At 71.3% G+C, this 19,451-nt stretch carries 19 protein-coding genes; 6 read left to right on the plus strand and 13 right to left on the minus strand.

The annotated features are described in order from the left end of the window. Window positions 1-28: 28 nt before the first annotated feature. A complete protein-coding gene (locus JOC24_RS14320; RefSeq protein WP_205020623.1) occupies window positions 29-919 on the minus strand; it encodes an oxygenase MpaB family protein in 891 nt (296 codons plus the stop codon). Window positions 920-1,073: 154 nt separating this feature from the next. Here JOC24_RS14320 and JOC24_RS14325 point away from each other — a divergent pair, with 154 nt between their 5' ends. Then, entirely contained in the window at window positions 1,074-1,541 is a 468-nt protein-coding gene (locus tag JOC24_RS14325; protein ID WP_205020624.1) for a hypothetical protein, read from the plus strand. A 6-nt stretch (window positions 1,542-1,547) separates the two neighbouring features. Here JOC24_RS14325 and JOC24_RS14330 read toward each other — a convergent pair whose 3' ends face one another. Both JOC24_RS14330 and JOC24_RS14335 read right to left on the minus strand, forming a co-directional pair. Further along, window positions 1,548-2,705 carry a methyltransferase gene (locus JOC24_RS14330; protein WP_205020625.1) on the minus strand — a complete coding sequence of 386 codons (1,158 nt, stop codon included), beginning with the start codon at window positions 2,703-2,705 and terminating at the stop codon, window positions 1,548-1,550. 72 nt (window positions 2,706-2,777) lie between these two features. Next, a complete protein-coding gene (locus JOC24_RS14335) occupies window positions 2,778-2,990 on the minus strand; it encodes a hypothetical protein (RefSeq protein WP_205020626.1) in 213 nt (70 codons plus the stop codon). Window positions 2,991-3,202: 212 nt separating this feature from the next. Here JOC24_RS14335 and JOC24_RS14340 point away from each other — a divergent pair, with 212 nt between their 5' ends. Continuing rightward, on the plus strand, window positions 3,203-4,024 hold the full coding sequence (locus JOC24_RS14340; RefSeq protein ID WP_205020627.1) for an endonuclease I family protein: 822 nt from the start codon (window positions 3,203-3,205) through the stop codon (window positions 4,022-4,024). A gap of 4 nt (window positions 4,025-4,028) precedes the next feature. On the opposite strand, the gene glsA is transcribed toward JOC24_RS14340, so the two are convergent. Next, a complete protein-coding gene (gene glsA / locus JOC24_RS14345; RefSeq protein WP_205020856.1) occupies window positions 4,029-5,381 on the minus strand; it encodes a glutaminase A in 1,353 nt (450 codons plus the stop codon). A gap of 194 nt (window positions 5,382-5,575) precedes the next feature. Here glsA and JOC24_RS14350 point away from each other — a divergent pair, with 194 nt between their 5' ends. Further along, window positions 5,576-6,691, plus strand: coding sequence for a baeRF3 domain-containing protein (locus tag JOC24_RS14350; RefSeq protein WP_205020628.1), 1,116 nt, complete (start codon window positions 5,576-5,578; stop codon window positions 6,689-6,691). 111 nt (window positions 6,692-6,802) lie between these two features. Next, window positions 6,803-7,234 carry a hypothetical protein gene (locus JOC24_RS14355; RefSeq protein ID WP_205020629.1) on the plus strand — a complete coding sequence of 144 codons (432 nt, stop codon included), beginning with the start codon at window positions 6,803-6,805 and terminating at the stop codon, window positions 7,232-7,234. Window positions 7,235-7,299: 65 nt separating this feature from the next. On the opposite strand, the gene JOC24_RS14360 is transcribed toward JOC24_RS14355, so the two are convergent. The 8 genes from JOC24_RS14360 to JOC24_RS14395 form a co-directional block, all read right to left on the minus strand. Further along, on the minus strand, window positions 7,300-9,687 hold the full coding sequence (locus JOC24_RS14360) for a phosphoketolase family protein (protein ID WP_205020630.1): 2,388 nt from the start codon (window positions 9,685-9,687) through the stop codon (window positions 7,300-7,302). A 39-nt stretch (window positions 9,688-9,726) separates the two neighbouring features. Then, on the minus strand, window positions 9,727-11,133 hold the full coding sequence (locus JOC24_RS14365) for an NADP-dependent succinic semialdehyde dehydrogenase (protein ID WP_205020631.1): 1,407 nt from the start codon (window positions 11,131-11,133) through the stop codon (window positions 9,727-9,729). Between the two features lie 139 nt (window positions 11,134-11,272). Continuing rightward, entirely contained in the window at window positions 11,273-11,788 is a 516-nt protein-coding gene (locus JOC24_RS14370) for an ATP-binding protein (RefSeq protein WP_205020632.1), read from the minus strand. 153 nt (window positions 11,789-11,941) lie between these two features. Beyond that, complete coding sequence (locus tag JOC24_RS14375; RefSeq protein ID WP_205020633.1) at window positions 11,942-14,038, minus strand: xanthine dehydrogenase family protein molybdopterin-binding subunit; 2,097 nt, start codon at window positions 14,036-14,038, stop codon at window positions 11,942-11,944. Window positions 14,039-14,080: 42 nt separating this feature from the next. Continuing rightward, on the minus strand, window positions 14,081-15,076 hold the full coding sequence (locus tag JOC24_RS14380; RefSeq protein WP_205020634.1) for an FAD binding domain-containing protein: 996 nt from the start codon (window positions 15,074-15,076) through the stop codon (window positions 14,081-14,083). Continuing rightward, window positions 15,073-15,645, minus strand: coding sequence for a 2Fe-2S iron-sulfur cluster-binding protein (locus tag JOC24_RS14385; RefSeq protein ID WP_205020635.1), 573 nt, complete (start codon window positions 15,643-15,645; stop codon window positions 15,073-15,075). The genes JOC24_RS14380 and JOC24_RS14385 overlap by 4 nt, the downstream gene beginning before the upstream one ends. 34 nt (window positions 15,646-15,679) lie before the next feature. Further along, a complete protein-coding gene (locus JOC24_RS14390; RefSeq protein ID WP_205020636.1) occupies window positions 15,680-16,075 on the minus strand; it encodes a hypothetical protein in 396 nt (131 codons plus the stop codon). 275 nt (window positions 16,076-16,350) lie between these two features. Then, window positions 16,351-17,316 (minus strand): LLM class F420-dependent oxidoreductase, encoded by a 966-nt coding sequence (locus JOC24_RS14395; protein ID WP_205020637.1) that lies wholly within the window; start codon window positions 17,314-17,316, stop codon window positions 16,351-16,353. Window positions 17,317-17,404: 88 nt separating this feature from the next. On the opposite strand from JOC24_RS14395, the gene JOC24_RS14400 reads away from it, so the two are divergent. Both JOC24_RS14400 and JOC24_RS14405 read left to right on the plus strand, forming a co-directional pair. Next, complete coding sequence (locus tag JOC24_RS14400) at window positions 17,405-17,740, plus strand: DUF6479 family protein (protein WP_205020638.1); 336 nt, start codon at window positions 17,405-17,407, stop codon at window positions 17,738-17,740. A 192-nt stretch (window positions 17,741-17,932) separates the two neighbouring features. After that, the gene (locus JOC24_RS14405; RefSeq protein ID WP_205020639.1) at window positions 17,933-18,760 is read left to right on the plus strand and encodes a VOC family protein; all 828 of its coding nucleotides are present in this window, start codon (window positions 17,933-17,935) and stop codon (window positions 18,758-18,760) included. Between the two features lie 5 nt (window positions 18,761-18,765). On the opposite strand, the gene JOC24_RS14410 is transcribed toward JOC24_RS14405, so the two are convergent. Then, window positions 18,766-19,347, minus strand: a complete 582-nt coding sequence (locus JOC24_RS14410; protein ID WP_205020640.1) for a DUF6328 family protein — start codon at window positions 19,345-19,347, stop codon at window positions 18,766-18,768. Window positions 19,348-19,451 lie beyond the last annotated feature (104 nt).

Below are 19,451 nucleotides of genomic sequence, written 5' to 3' on the forward strand. Positions count from 1 at the left end.
TTGCCGCCCCCGTCTGCTCCGCTGCTCGCTACCGCTGCTGCGCCCGCCCCGGCCCGTCCAGTATGGCTGCCTGTCTGCGGAGTTTGTACGGGGCGGGTCGGCTGCCGGGGCCGAGCCGTGCCATCGCCTTCGCGATGTGTCCGGGTGGCAGGCACCGGCGGAGGCGGCCGGGAACGACGCGCAGCGCGGTTCCCGTGACGCGCAGACGGCGGTCGACCACCGTCCGGGGTGGCGCGGCCCTTCCGTACAGCTCGTGCGCGTACCCCGGCAGGGAGTCGTAGGCGAGAGCGGCCACGCGCCGCCAGAGCAGGGCGCGCGCCGGGGTCAGCAGGGCGGGGACCGGCGGACGGCGCAGGAAGTCGTCGACCTCCGACGCCTCGGGCCCGGCGGCGAGCAGGGGCCGCACCTCCTCGAAGTAGACGGCGAGGGCCGCCGTCGAAGCGGGTACCTCCGACGGGTCGAGGCCGACGAGCCGGGCGCTCTCCCGCTGCTCGTCGACGTACCGGTCGGCCTGCCGGTCACTGAGCGGGAAGCCGGAGCGGCGCTCGACCTGAAGGTAGGAGTCGATCTCGGCGCAGTGCACCCAGAGCAGCAGCTCCGGCTCGTCGATTCCGTACACCTCGCCGGTCGCCGGGTCGGAGGCCTCGAGGAGCCGGTGGATCGTGCGGACGCGCGCCCCGTACTTCTCGGCGGCCCGCGTGGTGCCGTAGGTGAGCGTTCCGACGAAGTCGGCGGTACGCATCAGCCGCCCCCAGGCGTCCCTGCGGAAGTCGCTGTTCTGCATGACGCCGCGGACGGCGCGCGGATGGAGCGTCTGGAGGTAGAGGGCGCGGACACCGGCCACCCACATCATGGGGTCCGCGTGCATCTGCCAGGTGATGGAGGCGGGGCCGAAGAGCCCCGGGTCCGGATCGTTCATCGGCTCGTGCCTTCCGTTCGGCGGTGGGGCGGGGCCTCGTGGCCGTTTCCTCGTGCCGGGCGCGGTCGTGCCGGGAAGATCGTGACTCGTAGGATGACGTCCCGGCGCAGTTCCATGCATACCGCAGCGCGCATGATCCGGGGAGGTCTGGGCTGTGCCCAGGTGGGGATTGGTCGTTGAACAGAATCTCGGTTACGGCCGTCAGGGGCGGATGTGGTCGGTCGGCGTGATGGACCACGTGGAGGGAACGCGTGAGGAGGCGCTCGAGGCTCTTCGGATCCGGGCCGAGCGTTTCGACCCGGTCCATCCGGCCAGCCCGAAACGCCGCACGCTGTACCGGCAGGCGGACGGTTTCCTGTTGGTCGTCGAAGGGGTCTGGCGGCCCTGGCACTGCCGGTTCACCGTGGCCGAGCAGATCTACGACAGCGACGCTCCCGAGCCCGTGGCGGAACAGCCGCCCGCCCCGGAGCCGGAGCCGGAGCCGGAGCCGGAGCCGGAGCCGGACGGGCCGACGCGGCTGCCGGAAGCCGCTCCCCGCACACCCGCGCCCGGCCCCCCGCCCGCCTGGGACGCGCATGTACCCGAGGTGCCGTCCTGGCTGGGCCGCAACGACCTCCCCTGACGCGGGTCAGCGCTTCACGGCCCGCAGGACCACGAACTTCGGGTCTCCGGCGACGGTGACGCAGTTGCCGAAGATCCGGCGCAGCTGGGTGTGGTAGCCGAGGTGCCGGTTACCGACGACCCACAGCTCCCCGCCCTGGCGCAGCGCGGCACGCGCTCCGTGGAACATGCTCCGGGCGGTGGCGTCGGTGACCGCCTGGTGCGAGTGGAACGGCGGGTTGCTGAGGACGAGGTCGACGCTCTCCGGGGGAACGTCGGCCATGCCGTCGCCGACCAGGAAATCCGCCTCGGCCCCGGGCGCGGTGTTGTCGCGGAAGGTCGTCTCGGCTGAGGCGACGGCCCGGTAGGACTCGTCGATGAAGGTGACAGCGGCGCCCGGGTTGGCGAGCGCGGCGGCCGTGCCCACGACTCCGTTTCCGCAGCCGAGGTCGACCACCCGGTCGGGCCCCGTCCGCTCGGGGAGGTGCTTCAGGAAGAAGCGGGTGCCGATGTCCAGGCGTTCGGCACAGAAGATCCCGGCGTGGTTGGTGACGGTGCGGCCGGAAACCGCGCCGACGTCGTCGGGCAGGGTGTAGCGGTACGGCCAGGGGCTGGGCGTCCTGGGCAGGGACGGGTCCGGGGTGCAGAAGATGAGCCGCGCCTTCTTCACCGCGAGGGACGTGCGGGTGGGCCCGATGATCCGCTCGAACAGCTTGAGGGTGGAGGTGTGGATCTCCTTCACCATGCCGGTGCCGATGACGACGGTCCCCTCGTGCACGGCGGGCGCGAGCCGGTGCAGCTGGTCCTCCAGGAGCGCGAGGCTCTTGGGTACGCGCACGAGCAGCAGATCGACGCGCTCGGGCGGGGCGTCGCGCACCGACAGCACGCGAACCGAGTCGGAGGCTGCGCCGTTGCGTTCGAGGTTCGCCCGGGTGGCCTGTCGGGCGAGATACGAATCGGTGATCACGACGGGGCTGTGTGCGGCGAGCGCGGTGGCGAGTGCGCCCCAGCGGTCGCCGACCACGGCCACCGTGCCGTCGGGACGGACCGGCTCGCTCCCCTCCGCTCCCTCCAGCCGCCGCAGCAGGTACTCGTCGGCGGCGTCCCACGCACGGAGCGGGTCGCGCGGGTTCTCGGGAAAGCGGGCGAGATCGAATTCGCCCTGTGACGTCGTCAAACGGTTCATATGGCGTTCAGGCTAGCCGAGTGGCGGGGAGCGACGTGCACGCTCCCCGCCACGGGGACGCCGCCCCGGGCACTACGGGAGCCGCTTGTCCATGGCCGACCTGCCCTCCTCGGACAGTCGGCGCTGCGCCCACTCCAGGGCTTCAGGGGTCAGATCCCGCCCGGAGGCGAGCACCAGGTCCTCCGCGGTGGGCCGGTCGCCGCCGCCGGTGTGCAGCAGACGGTCGGGGGTCACCCCCCGCACCTCCGGCACGGATACGGATAGGGATTCGGACTCTTCGCTCATACCGCCTCCTCGTCCTTGCGGTAATTCTCGCGCCGGGCCGCCGTCCGCGCATCCGATGCCGGGAAGGCCCCGGACCGGTCGTCATTTGACCTGCACATGATGAATACGCCACGTTCACACGACCGGCACCGTGCGTGTGGAAGGCTCCCGACCGAGCAGACAACGTCCGGCCATCAGGACACCGTTCAGCCGACCCGGAGAGGACACCCCACATGTCCAGTCGTCGCCGTTTCTACGCGCGTCCACTATTCGCCGCAGCCGCCTCGATCGTCGTTCTCACCGGCGTCGCGTCCGCAGCGCCCGCTGCCACCCCCCCGGCCGACGGCACGGCGTCCCCGGCCGCCGCCCTCGACGACACCTACTACCAGGACGCCCTGGGCAAGTCGGGGACCGCCCTCAAGAGCTCGCTCCACACGATCATCAGCGACCAGACCAAGCTCTCCTACAGCCAGGTCTGGGACGCTCTCAAGGCGACCGACGAGGACCCGGCCAACTCCTCCAACGTGATCCTCCTCTACACCGGCCGTTCCCAGTCCAAGAGCACGAACGGGGGTGACGTCGGCGACTGGAACCGGGAGCACGTCTGGGCCAAGTCCCACGGCGACTTCGGCACCGCGACCGGTCCCGGCACCGACGTCCACCACCTGCGCCCCGCGGACGTGCAGGTGAACTCCCTGCGCGGCAACAAGGACTTCGACAACGGAGGCAGCGCCGTCTCGGGGGCGCCCGGCAACTACACCGACGGCGACTCGTTCGAACCGCGCGACGCGGTGAAGGGCGATGTCGCCCGGATGATCCTCTACATGGCGGTGCGGTACGAGGGCGACGACGCCTTCGCCGATCTGGAGCCCAACGACAGCGTGAGCAACGGGTCGGCCCCGAACATCGGACGCCTGTCCGTGCTGAAGCAGTGGAGCCAGGAGGACCCGCCGGACAGCTTCGAGCAGAACCGCAACGAGGTCATATTCGACCGGTTCCAGCACAACCGGAACCCGTTCATCGACCACCCCGAGTGGGTCGAGTCCATCTGGTAGGGGCTCACCCCGGACCGGCCACGGCCTGCGCGCAGCGCTCGGCGGCCTCCTCGCGGGAGCCGAAGCGCGGCAGGTCCTGGCCGGTCCGCTCGCGGACCAGGTCCGGCGGCCCCAGCCGGTCACCCGGGTCGACGACTGCCGCACGCCGCCCTTCCCGGGCGAGCCGGGACAGGCCGGCGTGCAGCAGCGCGAGGGCGTCGGAGTCGGCGCCGGTCACCTCACGCAGGTCGAGCACCACCGGCCCGGCCCGCTCCCCGCCCGACTCGTCCAGCGCGTACAGCACACGCTCGGCGGCGGTGAAGTCGAGGGCGCCCTGGGCGGCGACGACACCCACGCGTTCGCGCAGAGCGCGCTCACGCCGGCCGGACGGCGCCGAGGGAAGCACGTCGGCGGTGGTGACCAGTGTGACGGTGGAGCCGGGCAGTGCGGGGTTCTTCATGAGGTGCAGCCCCAGGCGCTCCGAGAGCGCGCCGAGCGCGGCGTGGCCGCGCACCGAGGTGCCCGACGCGTCCAGGAGCGGGCTGTAGGCCGCCAGGCCGAAGCGGGCCGGACCCGCGGCGATCAGTCCGCCCGAGACGCCGCTCTTGGCGGGCAGCCCGACTCTCAGCAGCCAGTCGCCGGACGAGTCGTACATCCCGCAGGTCGCCATGACGGCCAGCACCTGGGCCGCGACCTCCGGGGAGACGACCTTCTCCCCGGTGACCGGATTGACACCGCCGTACGCCAGGGTCGCGGCCATCACCGCGAGATCCACGGCGGTGGCCCGCACCGCGCACTGCCGGAAGTAGGTGTCCACGGCGGCCACCGGGTCGACGGGCAGTGTCCCGGCGCTGCGGATCAGATAGGCGAGCGCCCGGTTGCGGTCCCCGGTCGCGGCCTCGGAACTGTGGACGTCCTCGTCGACGTCGAGCTTCCGCCCGGCGAACCGGCTCAGACAGATCAGGATGCGCCGGAACGCGGGAGCCTCACGGCTGTCGGGGACGAGGGCGGTGGTGACGATGGCGCCGGCGTTGACCATCGCGTTGGCCGGCCGCCCGGTGCCGGGTTCCAGGCTGATGGCGTTGAACGCCTCACCGCTCGGTTCTGCGCCCACCCAGCGGCTCACCTCGTCGAGACCGAGCGAGGCCAGCGCGAGGGCGTAGATGAAGGGTTTGGACACGGACTGCAGGGTGAACGGCGTGTCCGCCGCGCCCGCACTGTAGACGTGTCCGTCCATGCTGACGAGGGCGAGCCCGAAGTCGTCGGGATCGGACCTGGTCAACTCCGGGATGTAGTCGGCACGGCGGCCCTCACGTACGCCGGCGAAGCGCGCGTGCAGATCACGCAGCGCGTCGGTGACGGCCTCGGCGGCGCTCACCGGATACCGGACGGAAGCCGCTCTGGACCCACCGAAGGCGGCCGCTCCCTGGGCATGGCGTGCACCTCCGACGAAAGCCATGGGAATAATTCGCCCATATTAGGATCAAAAGGTATGAATTGACTCGTTGGGCGACCCGCCTCGTACAAGGGGCGGCTCCAGCACCGCGGACCCCGAACCCCCGGGAGGGAACGATGGATACGGACGCCCTGACGCCCGGCCTGCTGCAGGACCTTCGCGCGACCAGGCCCTATCCGGCTCTGTCCCTGACGATGCCGACCCACCGGCGGGCACCGGACAACGCCCAGGACGCCGTACGACTGCGGAACCTCGTGACCGAGGCCGGCAACCGGCTGGACGCGGACCCCCGGGTGACCCACGAGGCCCGGACGGCGGTGAAGGCACAGCTCGACCGCGCGGTGGCCGAGGTGGACCAGCGCCGCGCCCTGGAGGCCCTCGTCATCTTCGCGGACGCCGACGAGTACCAGATCTGGCAACTCCCGCGCACCGCACCCGAACGAGTGGTCCTGAGCGACAGCTACCTCACCCGCAACCTGGTCGCGGCGAAGGCCGGGGCCCGGCCGTTCTGGGTCCTCAGCCTGTCCGCGGAGCACGCCTCCCTGTTCTCCGGTACGAGCGACGGACTGCGTCCCGAGCCGAGGGACGGCTTCCCGCTCACGGCCCCGCACGAGGAGCCCAACCCGCAACGCGAGGAGCGGATCGGCGACACCCCGAGCACCTACAGCAGCGAGGACGCACGAAACTTCCTGCGCACGGTCGACGAGGGGCTGCGCGGGGTACTGGCCGCGGACCCGCGCCCGTTGTTCCTGGTCGGCCTCGCACCCGCGCTCTCCCTGCTCGACGAGGTCGGCGAGAGCGCGAAGCCCGCCGTCGGCAGGGCCACGAAGGGAACGACGGCGAACACCACCGCACCCGAGTTGATCAAGGAACTGGGTCCGGCCCTGGCCTACTGGCGCAAGCAGGCCGCCGCCCACATCCAGGGCAGGCTCGACAACGCCCACAGCAGCCGCTCCTTCGCCGGCGGACTCGACGAGGTGTGGCTGGCCGTGCGGGAGGGCCGGGCGGGACTGATCGCGGTCGAGGAGCACTTCGACCAGAAGGTCAGGGTCACCGACGGCCACCTGGAGCCGGTGGGTCCGGACGTCGCACCCTCCACGGACGGGCAGGTCCGCGAGGACATCGTCGACGAGCTCGTCGAAGCGGCGCTGGACAACGGCTGCGAGGTCGCCTTCGTGGCCGACGGCTCCCTCGCGGACCACGGTCGGATCGCAGCGGTCCTGCGCTTCTGACCGCGTGTTCCTACGTGAGGATTATGTGAACATTGTCTAGATTTGGCGCTCCCAAGTCGATCTCACGACGTCGATCCCACCGATCACGTCGGGTACGAAGGAGAGCCAGTCATGGACCGATTCAGGCGCGCGTCGGCGGCAGCCCTGCTCACAGCGGTGGCTCTGGCCGGAGCGGTGGGCGGGGCGGCAGCATCGTCCGGTGTCCCCGCACCGCCGTCCGGGGAGCGCGCGCAGGACCTGGCAACGCGGCCGGCCCTCTCCGCGTTCGCGACCGCGCGCAGTGTGGCGGCCTGGGAGGAGTTCCGTATCCACGGCTCCGCCCGGAACATCGGTGCCGGCACCCCGGTCACCCTGCAGCAGAAGCAGGGCGAGCGCTGGGTGACCCTGCCCGCCACGGTCAAGACCCCGGGCAGCGGCGAGTACAGCCTGCGCGTGAAGCTGGGCATCACGGGTGAGAACGCCCTCCGGATCGTCGGAGGCGGGGCCGTCTCGCCCGTCATCCGCACCACCGTGACCCCCACGGTGCCCACCACCGTGAACTGAACTCCGGCGGACGTGCTCCGGCCGGCCTGCGAGAAGCGGGCCGGCCGGAGCACGTCGTGGTGCGGTCAGCCCTCCCAGGCCCAGTCGGTGACCTCGGGCAGGTCCGTACCGTGTTCCCGGATCCAGTCGTGGTGGCGCGCACGGGCGTCCGCCATCGACTGCCGGACCGCGACCGCGCGGGCACCGAGGCCGGGCACCCGGTCGATCACGTCCATGACCAGCCGGTAGCGGTCGAGATCGTTGCGGACCACCATGTCGAACGGCGTGGTGGTGGTCCCCTCCTCCTTGTAGCCCCGGACGTGCAGATGGGCGTGCCCCGTGCGCCGGTAGGCGAGACGGTGCACCAGCCAGGGGTAGCCGTGGTACGCGAAGATCACCGGCTTGTCCCGGGTGAAGACGGCGTCGTACTCCGCGTCGGGCATCCCGTGCGGGTGCTCGGCGTGCGGCAGCAGCCGGGTCATGTCGACCACGTTGACCACGCGGACGGAGAGGTCCGGGAGGTGATGCCGCAGGAGCCCTGCCGCGGCCATCGTCTCCAGGGTGGGTACGTCCCCCGCGCAGGCCAGCACGACGTCGGGCTCGCGGCTGCCGTCCTCCGTGCCGGCCCACTCCCACACCCCGGCCCCCCTGGCGCAGTGCGCACGGGCCTCGTCGAGGGTGAGCCAGTCGAATCCGGGCTGCTTGCCGGCGACGATCACGTTGACGTAGTCGCGGCTGCGCAGCACGTGGTCGGCGGTGGACAGGAGTGTGTTCGCGTCCGGCGGCAGGTAGACGCGGACGACCTCCGGGCTCTTGTTCAGGATGTGGTCGACGAAGCCGGGGTCCTGGTGCGAGAAGCCGTTGTGGTCCTGACGCCAGACATGTGAGGTGAGCAGGTAGTTCAGCGAGGCGACCGGTGCGCGCCAGTGGAGCCGGCGCGAGGTGCGCAGCCACTTGATGTGCTGGTTGACCATGGAGTCGACGATGTGGGCGAAGGCCTCGTAGGAGGAGAACAGTCCGTGCCGCCCGGTGAGGAGATAGCCCTCCAGCCAGCCCTGGCACAGGTGTTCCGACAGGACTTCCATCACCCGGCCGTCGCGGGCCAGATGCTCGTCGACGGGAAGGATCTCCGCCTGCCATGCCTTTCCGGTGGCCCCGTAGAGGGCGCCCAGTCGGTTGGACTCCGTCTCGTCGGGACCCACCACGCGGAAATTCCTGCGACCGGCGGTGGCCGCCATGACGTCCTCGAGCAGTCCGCCCAGGATCCGGGTGGGCTCGTGCAGGACGGTCCCCGGCCCGTCGACCCGCACCGCGTGGTTCTCGAGGGGCGGGAGGGGAAGATCCCGCAGGAGCAGTCCGCCGTTGGCGTACGGTGTCGAGCCGAGCCGTGAGGTTCCCTCGGGGACGTACCGCAGTACCTGGTCGGTGGGCCGGCCCTCGGAGTCGAAGAGTTCGCCGGGCCGGTAGGAGCGCATCCACTCCTCGAGTTGGCGCAGGTGGTCGGGGTTCTCCCGGACGCCCGGCAGCGGGACCTGGTGCGCGCGCCAGGTGTTCTCGACGGGGAGCCCGTCCACGTCCTCGGGCCCGGTCCAGCCCTTGGGGGTGCGCAGCACGATCATGGGCCAGCGGGGACGCGCGGACACGCCGTCGGCGCGGGCCGCGCGCTGGTACTCCCCGATGCGGTCCACGGCGAGATCCATGGCGGCGGCCAGTGCGCGGTGGACCACGGCCGGCTCGTTCCCCTCGACGTACACGGGGTCGTGCCCGTATCCGCGTAGCAGTGCGTCGAGTTCGTCCTCGGGCAGCCGGGCGAGCACCGTCGGATTCGCGATCTTGTATCCGTTGAGATGGAGGATCGGCAGGACCGCTCCGTCGTGCACGGGGTCGAGGAACTTGTTGGAGTGCCAGGACGCGGCGAGCGGTCCCGTCTCGGCCTCTCCGTCCCCGACCACGCAGGCGACCAGGAGGTCTGGGTGGTCGAAGGCCGCGCCGTAGGCGTGGGTGAGCGCGTATCCCAGTTCGCCGCCCTCGTGGATGGAACCCGGGGTCTCGGGGGCGACGTGGCTGGGCACGCCGCCGGGGAAGGAGAACTGCTTGAACAGGGCTCCCATCCCCGCGCGGTCGCGGCCGACATCCGGATACGTCTCCGAGTAGCTGCCCTCCAGCCAGGAGTTGGCGAGGACGGCGGGGCCGCCGTGGCCCGGCCCCCAGACGCACAGCGCCCGCAGGTCACGTTCCCTGATGATCCGGTTGAGATGGGTGTGGACCAGATTCAGCCCGGGCGAGGTGCCCCAGTGGCCGAGCAGCCGCGGTTTGATGTGCTCGGGGGCCAGCGGTTCCTCCAGGAGGGGGTTGGCCATCAGATAGATCTGGCCGACCGCCAGGTAGTTGGCGGCACGCCAGTGCGCGTCGAGTGCCGCGATCTCGGTGTCGGACAGGGCGGATGCACCGGAGGGGTTTCGGGCGTCGGTCATGAGGCGTATCTCCCTGGGGCATGGCGAGGTGCGTCCGGGCTAGCGGGCGTCCGAGCCGGGCCCGTACCAGACGGTGGTGGCGTTGCAGAACTCGCGGATGCCGTGTCCTGCCAGTTCCCGCCCGTAGCCGGAGCGCTTCACCCCGCCGAACGGGAGCGCGGGGTGGGAGGCCGTCATGCCGTTGAAGAAGACCCCTCCGGCGTCCAGGTCGCGCACACAGCGGTCCATCTCTCCCTGGTCACGTGTCCAGACGTTGGAACTGAGCCCGAACGGGGTGTCGTTGGCGAGGTCGACGGCCTCGTCCAGGTCCGCGACCCGGTAGAGCGTCGCCACCGGGCCGAAGGTCTCCTCGCGGTGGATGCGCATGGCCGGGGTGATGCCGGTGAGCACCGTGGGCTCGTAGAACCAGCCGCGGTCCAGGCCCTCGGGCCGCCCGCCGCCGCACAGCGCGGTCGCGCCCTTGCCGAGGGCGTCGTCGACGAGCTCCTCCAGGTCGGTGCGGCCCTGTTCGCTGGAGAGCGGCCCCACGTCGGTGGACTCTTCCAGCGGGTCCCCGACGGTCAGGGCGCGCATCCCCGCGGTGAACCGCTCGGCGAACGCGTCGTGGACGTCGGCGTGGACGATGAATCGCTTGGCGGCGATGCAGGACTGCCCGTTGTTCTGTACGCGGGCGGTCACCGCCGTGTCGGCGGCCTTCCCGACGTCCGCCGACGGCAGGACGACGAAGGGGTCGCTGCCGCCCAGTTCGAGCACGGTCTTCTTGACCTCGTCGCCCGCGACGGAGGCGACGGCGCGGCCGGCCGGTTCGCTGCCGGTGAGCGTCGCCGCGGCGACCCGCGGGTCGCGCAGGACCGCCTCGACGGCGCCCGAACCGATGAGGAGGGTCTGGAAGCAGCCGGCGGGAAATCCCGCCCTGGCGAACAGGTCCTCGATGTACAGGGCCGTCTGCGGCACGTTCGAGGCGTGCTTGAGCAGGCCCGTGTTGCCCGCCATGAGCGCGGGTGCGGCGAAGCGCATGACCTGCCAGAGCGGGAAGTTCCACGGCATCACGGCGAGCACCACGCCCAGCGGGCGGTAGTGCACCCGGGCACGGGAGGCACCGGAGTCCTTGACGTCGGTGTCGTCGGGGTGTTCGTCCGCGAGCAGGCGTGCGGCGTTGGCCGCGTACCAGCGCATCGCCTTGGCGCACTTGGCGGCTTCGGCGCGGGCGGCCTTGACCGGTTTGCCCATCTCGGTGGTCATGGTGCGGGCGATCTCCCGCTGGTCCGCGTCGAGGAGATCGGCGGCCCGGTTCATTAGACGGGCTCGCTCGGCGAGGTCCGTGGTGCGGTAGTTGCGGAACGCCCGGTGTGCGGTGGCGAGCCGGCGCTCGGTCTCCTGCCCGTCCAGTGCGTCGAACGTCCTGAGCGTCTCGCCGTTCGCGGGATTGACCGTCGCGATGGGCATGGCTGTGCCTCCTTGCGTTGTTCTTCGACCGTGCCGTGCCGAGGCGCGTGATGCGACCCCTCACGACGCGTACCCGGCCGGCGCGGATCATGCGTGCCGCAGGCACACCGTCCGCGCCGGCCGGGCGCCGGGCCGTGCTTCACACGAGTTCGGCGACCGGGCCGTTCTCGGCCACGGGGCCGTTCCCGGTGACCGGACCGTCCTCGGTGACAGGACCGTCGAGGAACGTCCGGCCGCCGGGAAGGGGCGTACGCGGGAGCAGGCCGGTGGTGACCGGGGTCTGCGCATAGCGTGTGAACCACACGACCTTGCCGTCGGTGGTCCGGCAGGTGCCCCAGCTGTCGCTGAGGGCCATGACGCGGCTGAGGCCGCCGCCACCGCCGTCCAGCAGCCGGGGCATCCGGGAATCCTTGTCGGACACGGACACCGTCAGGTGCCGTCCGGTCCAGCGGAGCTCGAGGACGCACTCGTTGCCGTCGCCGACGTGTCGCTGGACGTTCGTCAGGAGCTCCTCGGCCGCCCGGCACACCGGCCGGACGTGCAGTTCCAGGCTCCAGTGACGAAGGTGTGCGGCGACTATGCGCCGCAGCTGGGAAATGCGCTCTGCCGACACCTGCAGTTCGACCAGATAGTGCCGGTCGAGTGGAACGGTCATCGTCGAGGCTCCTCACCGCGAGGCTCACGTGCTTCACCCCGTTCGAACCAACGACCCCCGAACACGAAGCGTGAGCTGTGATCACTTCTGGGTCACTTCTCAGGGTGGCCCGAGTGGGCCGGTCGCGCAACCGAGAGGACCCGGCGGACGGGGTCACGGCAGGTAGGGCAGCAGTTTGTCCGGAGTGAGGGGGAGCTCGCGCAGCCGGGCGCCGGTGGCGTGCCGCACGGCGTTCCCGATCGCGGCCGCCGTTCCGACGATGCCGATCTCGCCGATGCCCTTGCTGCCCATGGGGTTGAGGTGCGGGTCGTCCTCCTCGAGCCAGTGCGCCCGGATGTCCGGGACGTCCGCGCAGGACGGCACGTGGTAGGAAGCCAGGTCGCTCTCGGTGAAGTCGCCGAAGACCGGATCCATGGTGCTGCCCTCGGTGAGGGCCATGCCGAGGCCCATGACCATGCCGCCGATGAACTGGGACCGGGCGGTACGGGAGTTGAGGATGCGTCCGGCGGCGTACACACCGAGCAGCCTGCGCACCCGCACCTCGCCGGTGAGGGAGTCGACCGCCACCTCGGCGAAGTGCGCGCCGAAGGCGTGCCGTGCGTACGGGGACTCCTGCGCCGTCTCCTCGCCGGTGTCGGCGGCGACGCAGATGCCCTCCGGCGGGAGCGGCCCGCTGTGCCCGGCGAGCCGGCGCACCAGTGCGGTGGCCGCTTTGTGCACCGCCGATCCCCAGGAGGCCGTGCCCGAGGAGCCGCCCGCGACGGACCCGGTGGGCAGATCGCTGCTGCCGATGTCGATCGCCACGTTGTCCGTGGGCGTGTCCAGGACCGATGCGGCGATCTGTGCCAGAACGGTGCGGGCGCCGGTGCCGATGTCGGTGGCGTTGACCGCGACGCGGTAGGAGCCGTCGGGGGCGGCCTGAGCGGACGCCGCCGCCTTCGAGACGAGCACGGGGTACGTCGCCGAGGCGACCCCGGTGCCGAGCAGCCAGGGCCCCTCCTGGCGGGTGGCGGGCCGGGGGTCCCTGTCGGACCAGCCGAAACGTCTGGCTCCCTCGTTCAGACAGGCCGTGAGGTTGCGGCTGCTGAACGGACGGCCGCTGTCGGGTTCCGTCCGCGGTTCGTTGCGCAGCCGAAGATCGACCGGATCGATGCCGAGGGCGCAGGCCAGCTCGTCCATCGCCGACTCCAGGGCGTACATGCCCGAGGCCTCGCCCGGTGCGCGCATCCAGGACGGGCTGGGCACGTCGAGTGCCGCCACCCGGTGCTCCGTGCGGCTGTGGGGCGAGGCGTACATGACGCGGGCCGGCACGGCGGCCTGCTCGACGAACTCCTTGACCCGTGAGGTGTGTGTGACGATCTCGTGGGAGACGCTGGACAGGACGCCGTCCCGGTCGGCGCCCAGCCGCACCCGCTGCAGGGTGGGCGCCCGGTGGCCGACGATCGCCGCCATGTACCGCCGGGGCAGTGCGAGCTGGACCGGCAGCCCGGTGAGCCGTGCGGCCATGGCGGCGAGGACCGCCTGCGGGCGCGGAGTGCCCTTGGAACCGAAGCCGCCGCCGACGTGTTCGGAGATGACGGTGACGCGGTCCCGGTCGAGTCCGAGGGCTGTGGCGAGGCTGTTGCGCACGGCGGTCGACCCCTGGCTGGAGTCGTGGACGGTCAGGTGCCCGTCGGCCCACCGGGCGGTCGAGGCGTGCGGCTCCATGGGGTGGTTGTGCAGTCCCCGCAGCGTGTAGGTGGCGTCGATCCGCACGGGCGCCGCGTCGAACGCGCTCATCGCGTCGCCGCGCTCACGCAGACCGGGATGGCCGCCGTTCGCCTCCTCGGGGGTGTAGAGGCCGGGGTGGTCCCCTGTGAGGACGACATCGTGCCCGGTGGTGACGTATTCGACGTGCACGGCCTCCGCGCCCGCACGGGCGGATTCCAGGTTCTCGGCCAGCACGAGGGCGACGGGCCAGCCCCGGTGCGGCACCCGGGCGTCCTGGAGCACGGCGAGAATCGGGTCGTCGGGCTCCTTCAGCCGTGGCGCGTTGTCGTGCGTCAGGACGGTGTGCACCCCGGGCACAGCGAGGGCGTCGGCCGTACGGATCGCGGTGACGCGCCCGGTGGGGACGGTGGCGGGCACGATCCAGCCGTACAGACAGCCCGGTCCGGTGTGCTCCGCCGCGTAACGGGCGGAGCCGGTCACCTTGTCCCGGCCCTCGCGTCGGACTACGGGCGCGCCCAGCGCCTGGGTGGAGTCGCTCATGACGGAAGTCCTCGGTTCGTCGGGGGTGTGCGGGCCGGCGGATCAGGCGGGTGCGGCCTGGGTGGTGAGTTCGACGAGGGCGCCGACGGCAAGCCGGCGGGCCAGGTCCACCTTGAAGCCGTTGTCTCGCAGGGGCCTGGCCTCCTCGAGTTCGGCGTCCACCGCACGTGTGAAGGCGTCCCCGGTCGGGGGAGCTCCGCGCAGCAGGTCCTCGGCCACCCGGGCACGCCACGGCCGGTGTGCGAGCCCTCCGAAGGCGAGTGAGACCCGGTCGACGTTGCCGTCGCGCACGCTCAGCACGGCTGCGACGGAGGCCAGGGCGAAGGCGTACGAGGCACGGTCCCGGGCCTTGCGGTACAGGGAGACGGCACCGGCGGGCGGCGGTGGCAGGACCACTTCCGTGATCAGCTCGCCCGGGCGGATCACGGTGTCCTGGTCGGGGTTGTCGCCGGGCAGGCGATGGAAGTCGGTCGCGGGCACGGTCCGCTGCCCCTCCGGTCCGTGCAGCTGGACGGTGGCGTCGAGGGCGGCGAGGGCGACCGCCATGTCAGAGGGGTTGGTGGCGACGCAGTCCTGCGAGTGACCCAGTACGGCGAGATCGCGGTGAGCTCCTTCCCGGGCAGGACAGCCCGAGCCGGGGATCCGCTTGTTGCAGGGCTTGGAGACGTCCTGGAAGTACGGGCACCGGGTGCGCTGGAGAAGGTTGCCGCCGGTGGTGGCGGTGTTGCGGAGCTGCCCGGACGCCCCGGCCAGCAGGGCCTGCGACAGGGCGGGCCAGTGGCTCCGCACATCGGGGTGGGCGGCGAGATCGCTGTTGCGCACGGTCGCACCGATCCGGAGACCGCCGTCGTCCGTCCGCGTCACCCGGTCCAGCGGCAGCCGGCTGACGTCGATGAGCAGGCCGGGCGACTCCACCCCGAGTTTCATGAGGTCGACGAGGTTGGTACCACCACCGAGGAATCGTGCGCCGGGGTTCCCGGCGCCCGCACGGACGGCTTCGGCCACGGAGGCGGGACGCAGATAGGCGAAGGGTTTCACGGGGCCACGTCCTCGATGGCGTCGACGATGTGCGGGTAGGCGCCGCACCGGCAGAGGTTGCCGCTCATCCGCTCGCGGATCTCGTCCGCGCCGAGCGGAGCCGGCCCCCCACCGGCGAGCGCCCTGCGCGGGGTCGCGTGCGAGGGGAAGCCGTCCTCGGCCTCACGGAGCATGCCGACGGCGGAGCAGATCTGCCCGGGGGTGCAGTAGCCGCACTGGAGCGCGTCCCTTTCCAGGAAGGCCGTCTGCAGCGGATGCAGCCGGTCGCCCTCGGCCAGCCCTTCGACCGTGGTGACGTGGGCGTCCTCGTGGGAGACGGCCAGCAGGAGACAGCTGTTGGCGCGCCGGCCGTCGACGAGCACGGTGCAGGCCCCGCACTGACCGTGGTCGCAGCCCTTCTTGGCACCGGTGAGCCCGAGATGTTCCCTGAGCGCGTCCAGCAGGGTGGTGCGGTGATCGAGCGTCAGGGTCCTGGCCGTGCCGTTGACGTACAGGGTGAGGGTGGACCGGTCGGCGGGATTCGGCACGTGTGCTTCTTCCGCGTCGACGGTCCCCGGGGTCGCGTCCATGTGTGTGTACCTTCCGGGTTCGGGCGTGCGGTGGTCACGCGGGACGGTGGCTCTCCAGCCGCAGGCGGATCTCCTGCTCCTGGTCGCCCGCCGCCGTCCCGACGAGCCGGACGGTGAATGACTCCGTCAGGTGCTTACGCAGGCGGTCGACCGCCCAGTAGCCGCCCTGTGCCTCGACCGTCACCGGTGTGGAGAGCTGCGCCGGTCCCGAGCCCTCCTTGGGCTCGGAGACGTCGACGGTCGCCGTCCACACGGTGGGGCGCGTGTCGGACGCCTCCTCGGGGGCGTCGCTCGCCGGACGGTCGGAGTTGAACGAGCGGCGCAGTACGTCGAACACGGTGCGAGCGTCCTCCTTGGGGCAGCCGGTCACCGCCACCACGACATCGCCGCTCTCCTGGTGTTCCTGTGGATGTTCCTGCGTGCTGTTCACCCTGGATTCCTTTCATTGGGAGCACTGCGGGCTCCGCCCGGATGCCTCACGACGTGAGGCGCCGACCGCGCGCGAGGGCGCCTCTGCTCGGCCGGCGAGTCCGGGTCGCCCTCGATCCGGACGACATGGTGTCGTCCCCAGCGGTCCGGGGACTGACTCAAGACTCACCCCACGGCTCCGTGTCGGCGACACGAGCGACGGTCCCGCGAAAGATCTCCTACCCGGTGGGTGACGGGGCACCGTGTGCTTCCCCGCCGGCCTGCTCCTGCCGTCGCCTACAGTTCCCGCAGCGCCGGCAGGAGCGTGCTCTGCGCCCACTCGATGAAGGGCCGCTGCTGCGCCCCACCGATCTGGACCAGGGCGACCTCGGTGAAACCCGCTTCGCTGTAGGGGCGGACGGCCTCGACGAACGCTTCGACGTCCGAGCCGCACGGGATCGCTTGCGCGATGTCGTCCTTGCGGACGAACTGGGTCGCCTGGTCGAACGCCGGAGGGTTCGGCAGCTCCGAGTTGACCTTCCAGCCTCCGAGCGACCACCGGAACTGGTCGTGGGCGCGGGCGATCGCGGCGTCCCGGTCGGTGTCGTAGCAGACGGGCACCTGTCCGACACGGGGCTTCCCGGTCCCGCCGTGCCGGTCGAACGCGCCGAGCAGCTCGCTCCTGGGTTCGGTCGCGATGACCAGGTCGGCCAGCCTGCCCGCGAGCGCGCAGGAGCGCTCCCCCGAGACCGCGATGCCGATGGGGACCCGCTGTTCGGGCAGGCCCCACAGCTTGGCGTTCTCCACGTCGAAGTGGGTGCCGTGGTGGTTGACGTAACCCCCGTCGAGGAGCGCGCGGATGACGTGCACGGCCTCCTCGAGCATCTCCAGGCGGACATGGGCAGCGGGCCACCCCGCGCCGACGACGTGTTCGCTGAGGTTCTCGCCGGATCCGAGGCCGAGCCGGAAGCGCCCCTCGGCGAGCAGTTGGAGCGTCGCGGCCTTCTGCGCGACCACGGCCGGGTGGTAGCGGGTGGTCGGGCAGGTCACGTACGTCATCAGCGGGATTCTCGAAGTGGCCTGCGCGGCGGCTCCCAGGACCGACCACGCGTACGGCGCGTGTCCCTGGGAAGCCAACCAGGGGAAGTAGTGGTCGGAGGTGACGGAGAAGTCGAAGCCGGCCTCCTCCGCGGCGACCACATCCCCGACGAGCGCGCGGGGGCCGGCCTGCTCGGTCATCATCGTGTAGCCGATTTGCACCATATGAAACACATTTACCGTGACATCGCCATAAAACATGAATTCATGTCAATGGCTGTCTGTGATCGATTCCCCGGGGTATGCGCCATGCATGGACGTAACGAACGGAGCATGGGAATCGCTCGCCAGCACCGGCAGCACCGGCGGGCCGGGCGCGGTAGGCGTGATCATCGGCATCGTCGGCCTGTTCGTGGTGCTTCTGCTGATCGGGGGCTTCTGGTTCGGAATGAGGCGCCGCGACAAGGAATCGCGACCACCGCGCCCCGATGAGCAGCCGATCCGTCCGGATCACCGGACGGAGATCCAGGAGAGCGGACGGCACAGCTCGGACCACTTCCCCGAGGACGGCCGGGCCCTCTCGCCGCACGAGCTCAGCGACCGCGGTAACGAGGTGATCCCGCCGGAGGACGAGCCCCGGCGTGACTGACACGCCGTTCACCCGAGCCGTCAGCGGCGGGTACACACGTCCGGGCCCTTCATGGAGCGGGCCCGGACGTGTGTCACGGGCGGGTCGCGATCGCGCCGGCCGCGTGTTGCGCGAGCCGCCGAGTCGCACGAGGCTGATCCTGGCCGCGCGGCACCGAAGAAGTCATGCCGCAAAACCGATAGGGCAGTGGACATGACTCCTGGCGATCCGCGGACCGCGCCGGAACCGGCGGTGCTGAGCGGTGCGAGCGCTCCGTGCTGGGTTCACCTGGTGACCCGCGATCTGGACGACGCACAGCGGTTCTACGGCACCGTTCTCGGCTGGACGTTCCGACGCGGACCACTGGGCAGGGACTACCTGATGGCGCGCTCCGGCGGTGTTCCCCTCGCGGGCATCGGCGCGGTCGCGTCCGCCTACCAGGTGGCCGTGGCCTGGATGCCGTACTTCGCGGTCCGGGACGCCGATGTGGTCGCCGCCCGCGTCCGCGAACGCAGCGGCACCGTGGCCGTGGGCCCGCTGACGGTCGGGCAGGGCCGTGCGGTCCTGGCCGCCGACCGGGACGGCGCGTCCTTCGGCGTCTGGGAGTGGACGGGGCGCGCGGCCACGCTCGCGCCCTCCGGGAACCGGGCGAACGCCTGGCTCCGGCTGCGCACCAGGGACGCCTTCGACGCCGCCATCTTCTACGGCGAGATCCTCGGCTGGGAGAGCGGGGAGCCCGGCGGCTGCGAGGTGGCGTACGTGAAGGAAGAGGTGCTCGTGCGCTGCAACGGGCGCCCACTGGCCCGGATCAGCTCGGGTGCGGTGGAGGCCGCTCCCGACCCTCAGGTGCGCCCGCACTGGCAGGTGCAGTTCCCGGTGGCCGATGTCGGAGCGACGGTCCTCGCCGCCGAGCGGAACGGAGGGACGCTCATGGAACGGCGTGACGTGCAGTACGGCAGCGAGGCGACGCTGCGGGATCCCGACGGCGGCCTCTTCACCGTGACGGACGTACGCGGCCCGGCGGGCCAGGACGAGGTCTGACGACGTCAGTGGCGCGGGCCGGTGTCCTCGGTGTCCTCCGAATCCCGACGGCCGGCCGGCCGTCGGCCGCCGTCCCTGGCGATGGCCCACAGCGGAAACACGAACCAGCAGACCAGGAACCACAGGGCCATCCCGCCCACCAGCCACAGGGCCGCCACGTTGTGCAGTGCCACCCGCAGGATGAGCAGCAGCGTGCTGCACATCGTGCAGAAGAGCAGGCCGAGGCCCAGTTTCGTCAGGCGTGAGGCCCAGGTGACCGTCTGCGGTTTCATCCGGCGGCCGGTGAGCAGCCGGTGGTAGGACACGGGCCCTATCAGCGCGGCGGCCGTCGCCGACCCGAGCATGACGGTCACGACGTAGATGTTCCGGTCAATCGTGGAGAGTTCGGCGAAGCGGGGCTGGAAGACCACCGCGAGAAGGAAGCCGAAGAGGATCTGCACGCCGGTCTGTGCGACCCGGAGTTCCTGGAGCAGGTCGCTCCACTGCCGGTCCGCCCGCTCCTCCTCCGTCTCGCGCCGTCCGCTTCGCGGGTTCGTGCCCGGCTCGTCCTCACCGGTCCCACCACGGCCCGCCGGTATCTGTCCCATCGATGCCTCCCCACCTCTCAGAGGTGGTGCTGGTTCCCCGCCGAGCCGTCGTGATTCCTAAAAACTTCAGCGTCGGTACCGCTGCGGGACGGCACGCCCGCCGA

The organism is Streptomyces sp. HB132, from assembly GCF_016909575.1.
Classification (GTDB): Bacteria; Actinomycetota; Actinomycetes; order Streptomycetales; family Streptomycetaceae; genus Streptomyces.

Excerpts from the sequence above, each read along its gene's own strand:
- JOC24_RS14320 (WP_205020623.1), bottom strand. The coding sequence starts at position 919 with ATGAACGATCCGGACCCGGGGCTCTTCGGCCCCGCCTCCATCACCTGG.
- JOC24_RS14330 (WP_205020625.1), bottom strand. The coding sequence starts at position 2,705 with ATGAACCGTTTGACGACGTCACAGGGCGAATTCGATCTCGCCCGCTTT.
- JOC24_RS14335 (WP_205020626.1), bottom strand. The coding sequence starts at position 2,990 with ATGAGCGAAGAGTCCGAATCCCTATCCGTATCCGTGCCGGAGGTGCGG.
- JOC24_RS14340 (WP_205020627.1), top strand. The coding sequence starts at position 3,203 with ATGTCCAGTCGTCGCCGTTTCTACGCGCGTCCACTATTCGCCGCAGCC.
- JOC24_RS14350 (WP_205020628.1), top strand. The coding sequence starts at position 5,576 with ATGGATACGGACGCCCTGACGCCCGGCCTGCTGCAGGACCTTCGCGCG.
- JOC24_RS14355 (WP_205020629.1), top strand. The coding sequence starts at position 6,803 with ATGGACCGATTCAGGCGCGCGTCGGCGGCAGCCCTGCTCACAGCGGTG.
- JOC24_RS14360 (WP_205020630.1), bottom strand. The coding sequence starts at position 9,687 with ATGACCGACGCCCGAAACCCCTCCGGTGCATCCGCCCTGTCCGACACC.
- JOC24_RS14365 (WP_205020631.1), bottom strand. The coding sequence starts at position 11,133 with ATGCCCATCGCGACGGTCAATCCCGCGAACGGCGAGACGCTCAGGACG.
- JOC24_RS14370 (WP_205020632.1), bottom strand. The coding sequence starts at position 11,788 with ATGACCGTTCCACTCGACCGGCACTATCTGGTCGAACTGCAGGTGTCG.
- JOC24_RS14375 (WP_205020633.1), bottom strand. The coding sequence starts at position 14,038 with ATGAGCGACTCCACCCAGGCGCTGGGCGCGCCCGTAGTCCGACGCGAG.
- JOC24_RS14385 (WP_205020635.1), bottom strand. The coding sequence starts at position 15,645 with ATGGACGCGACCCCGGGGACCGTCGACGCGGAAGAAGCACACGTGCCG.
- JOC24_RS14395 (WP_205020637.1), bottom strand. The coding sequence starts at position 17,316 with ATGGTGCAAATCGGCTACACGATGATGACCGAGCAGGCCGGCCCCCGC.
- JOC24_RS14400 (WP_205020638.1), top strand. The coding sequence starts at position 17,405 with ATGGACGTAACGAACGGAGCATGGGAATCGCTCGCCAGCACCGGCAGC.
- JOC24_RS14405 (WP_205020639.1), top strand. The coding sequence starts at position 17,933 with ATGACTCCTGGCGATCCGCGGACCGCGCCGGAACCGGCGGTGCTGAGC.
- JOC24_RS14410 (WP_205020640.1), bottom strand. The coding sequence starts at position 19,347 with ATGGGACAGATACCGGCGGGCCGTGGTGGGACCGGTGAGGACGAGCCG.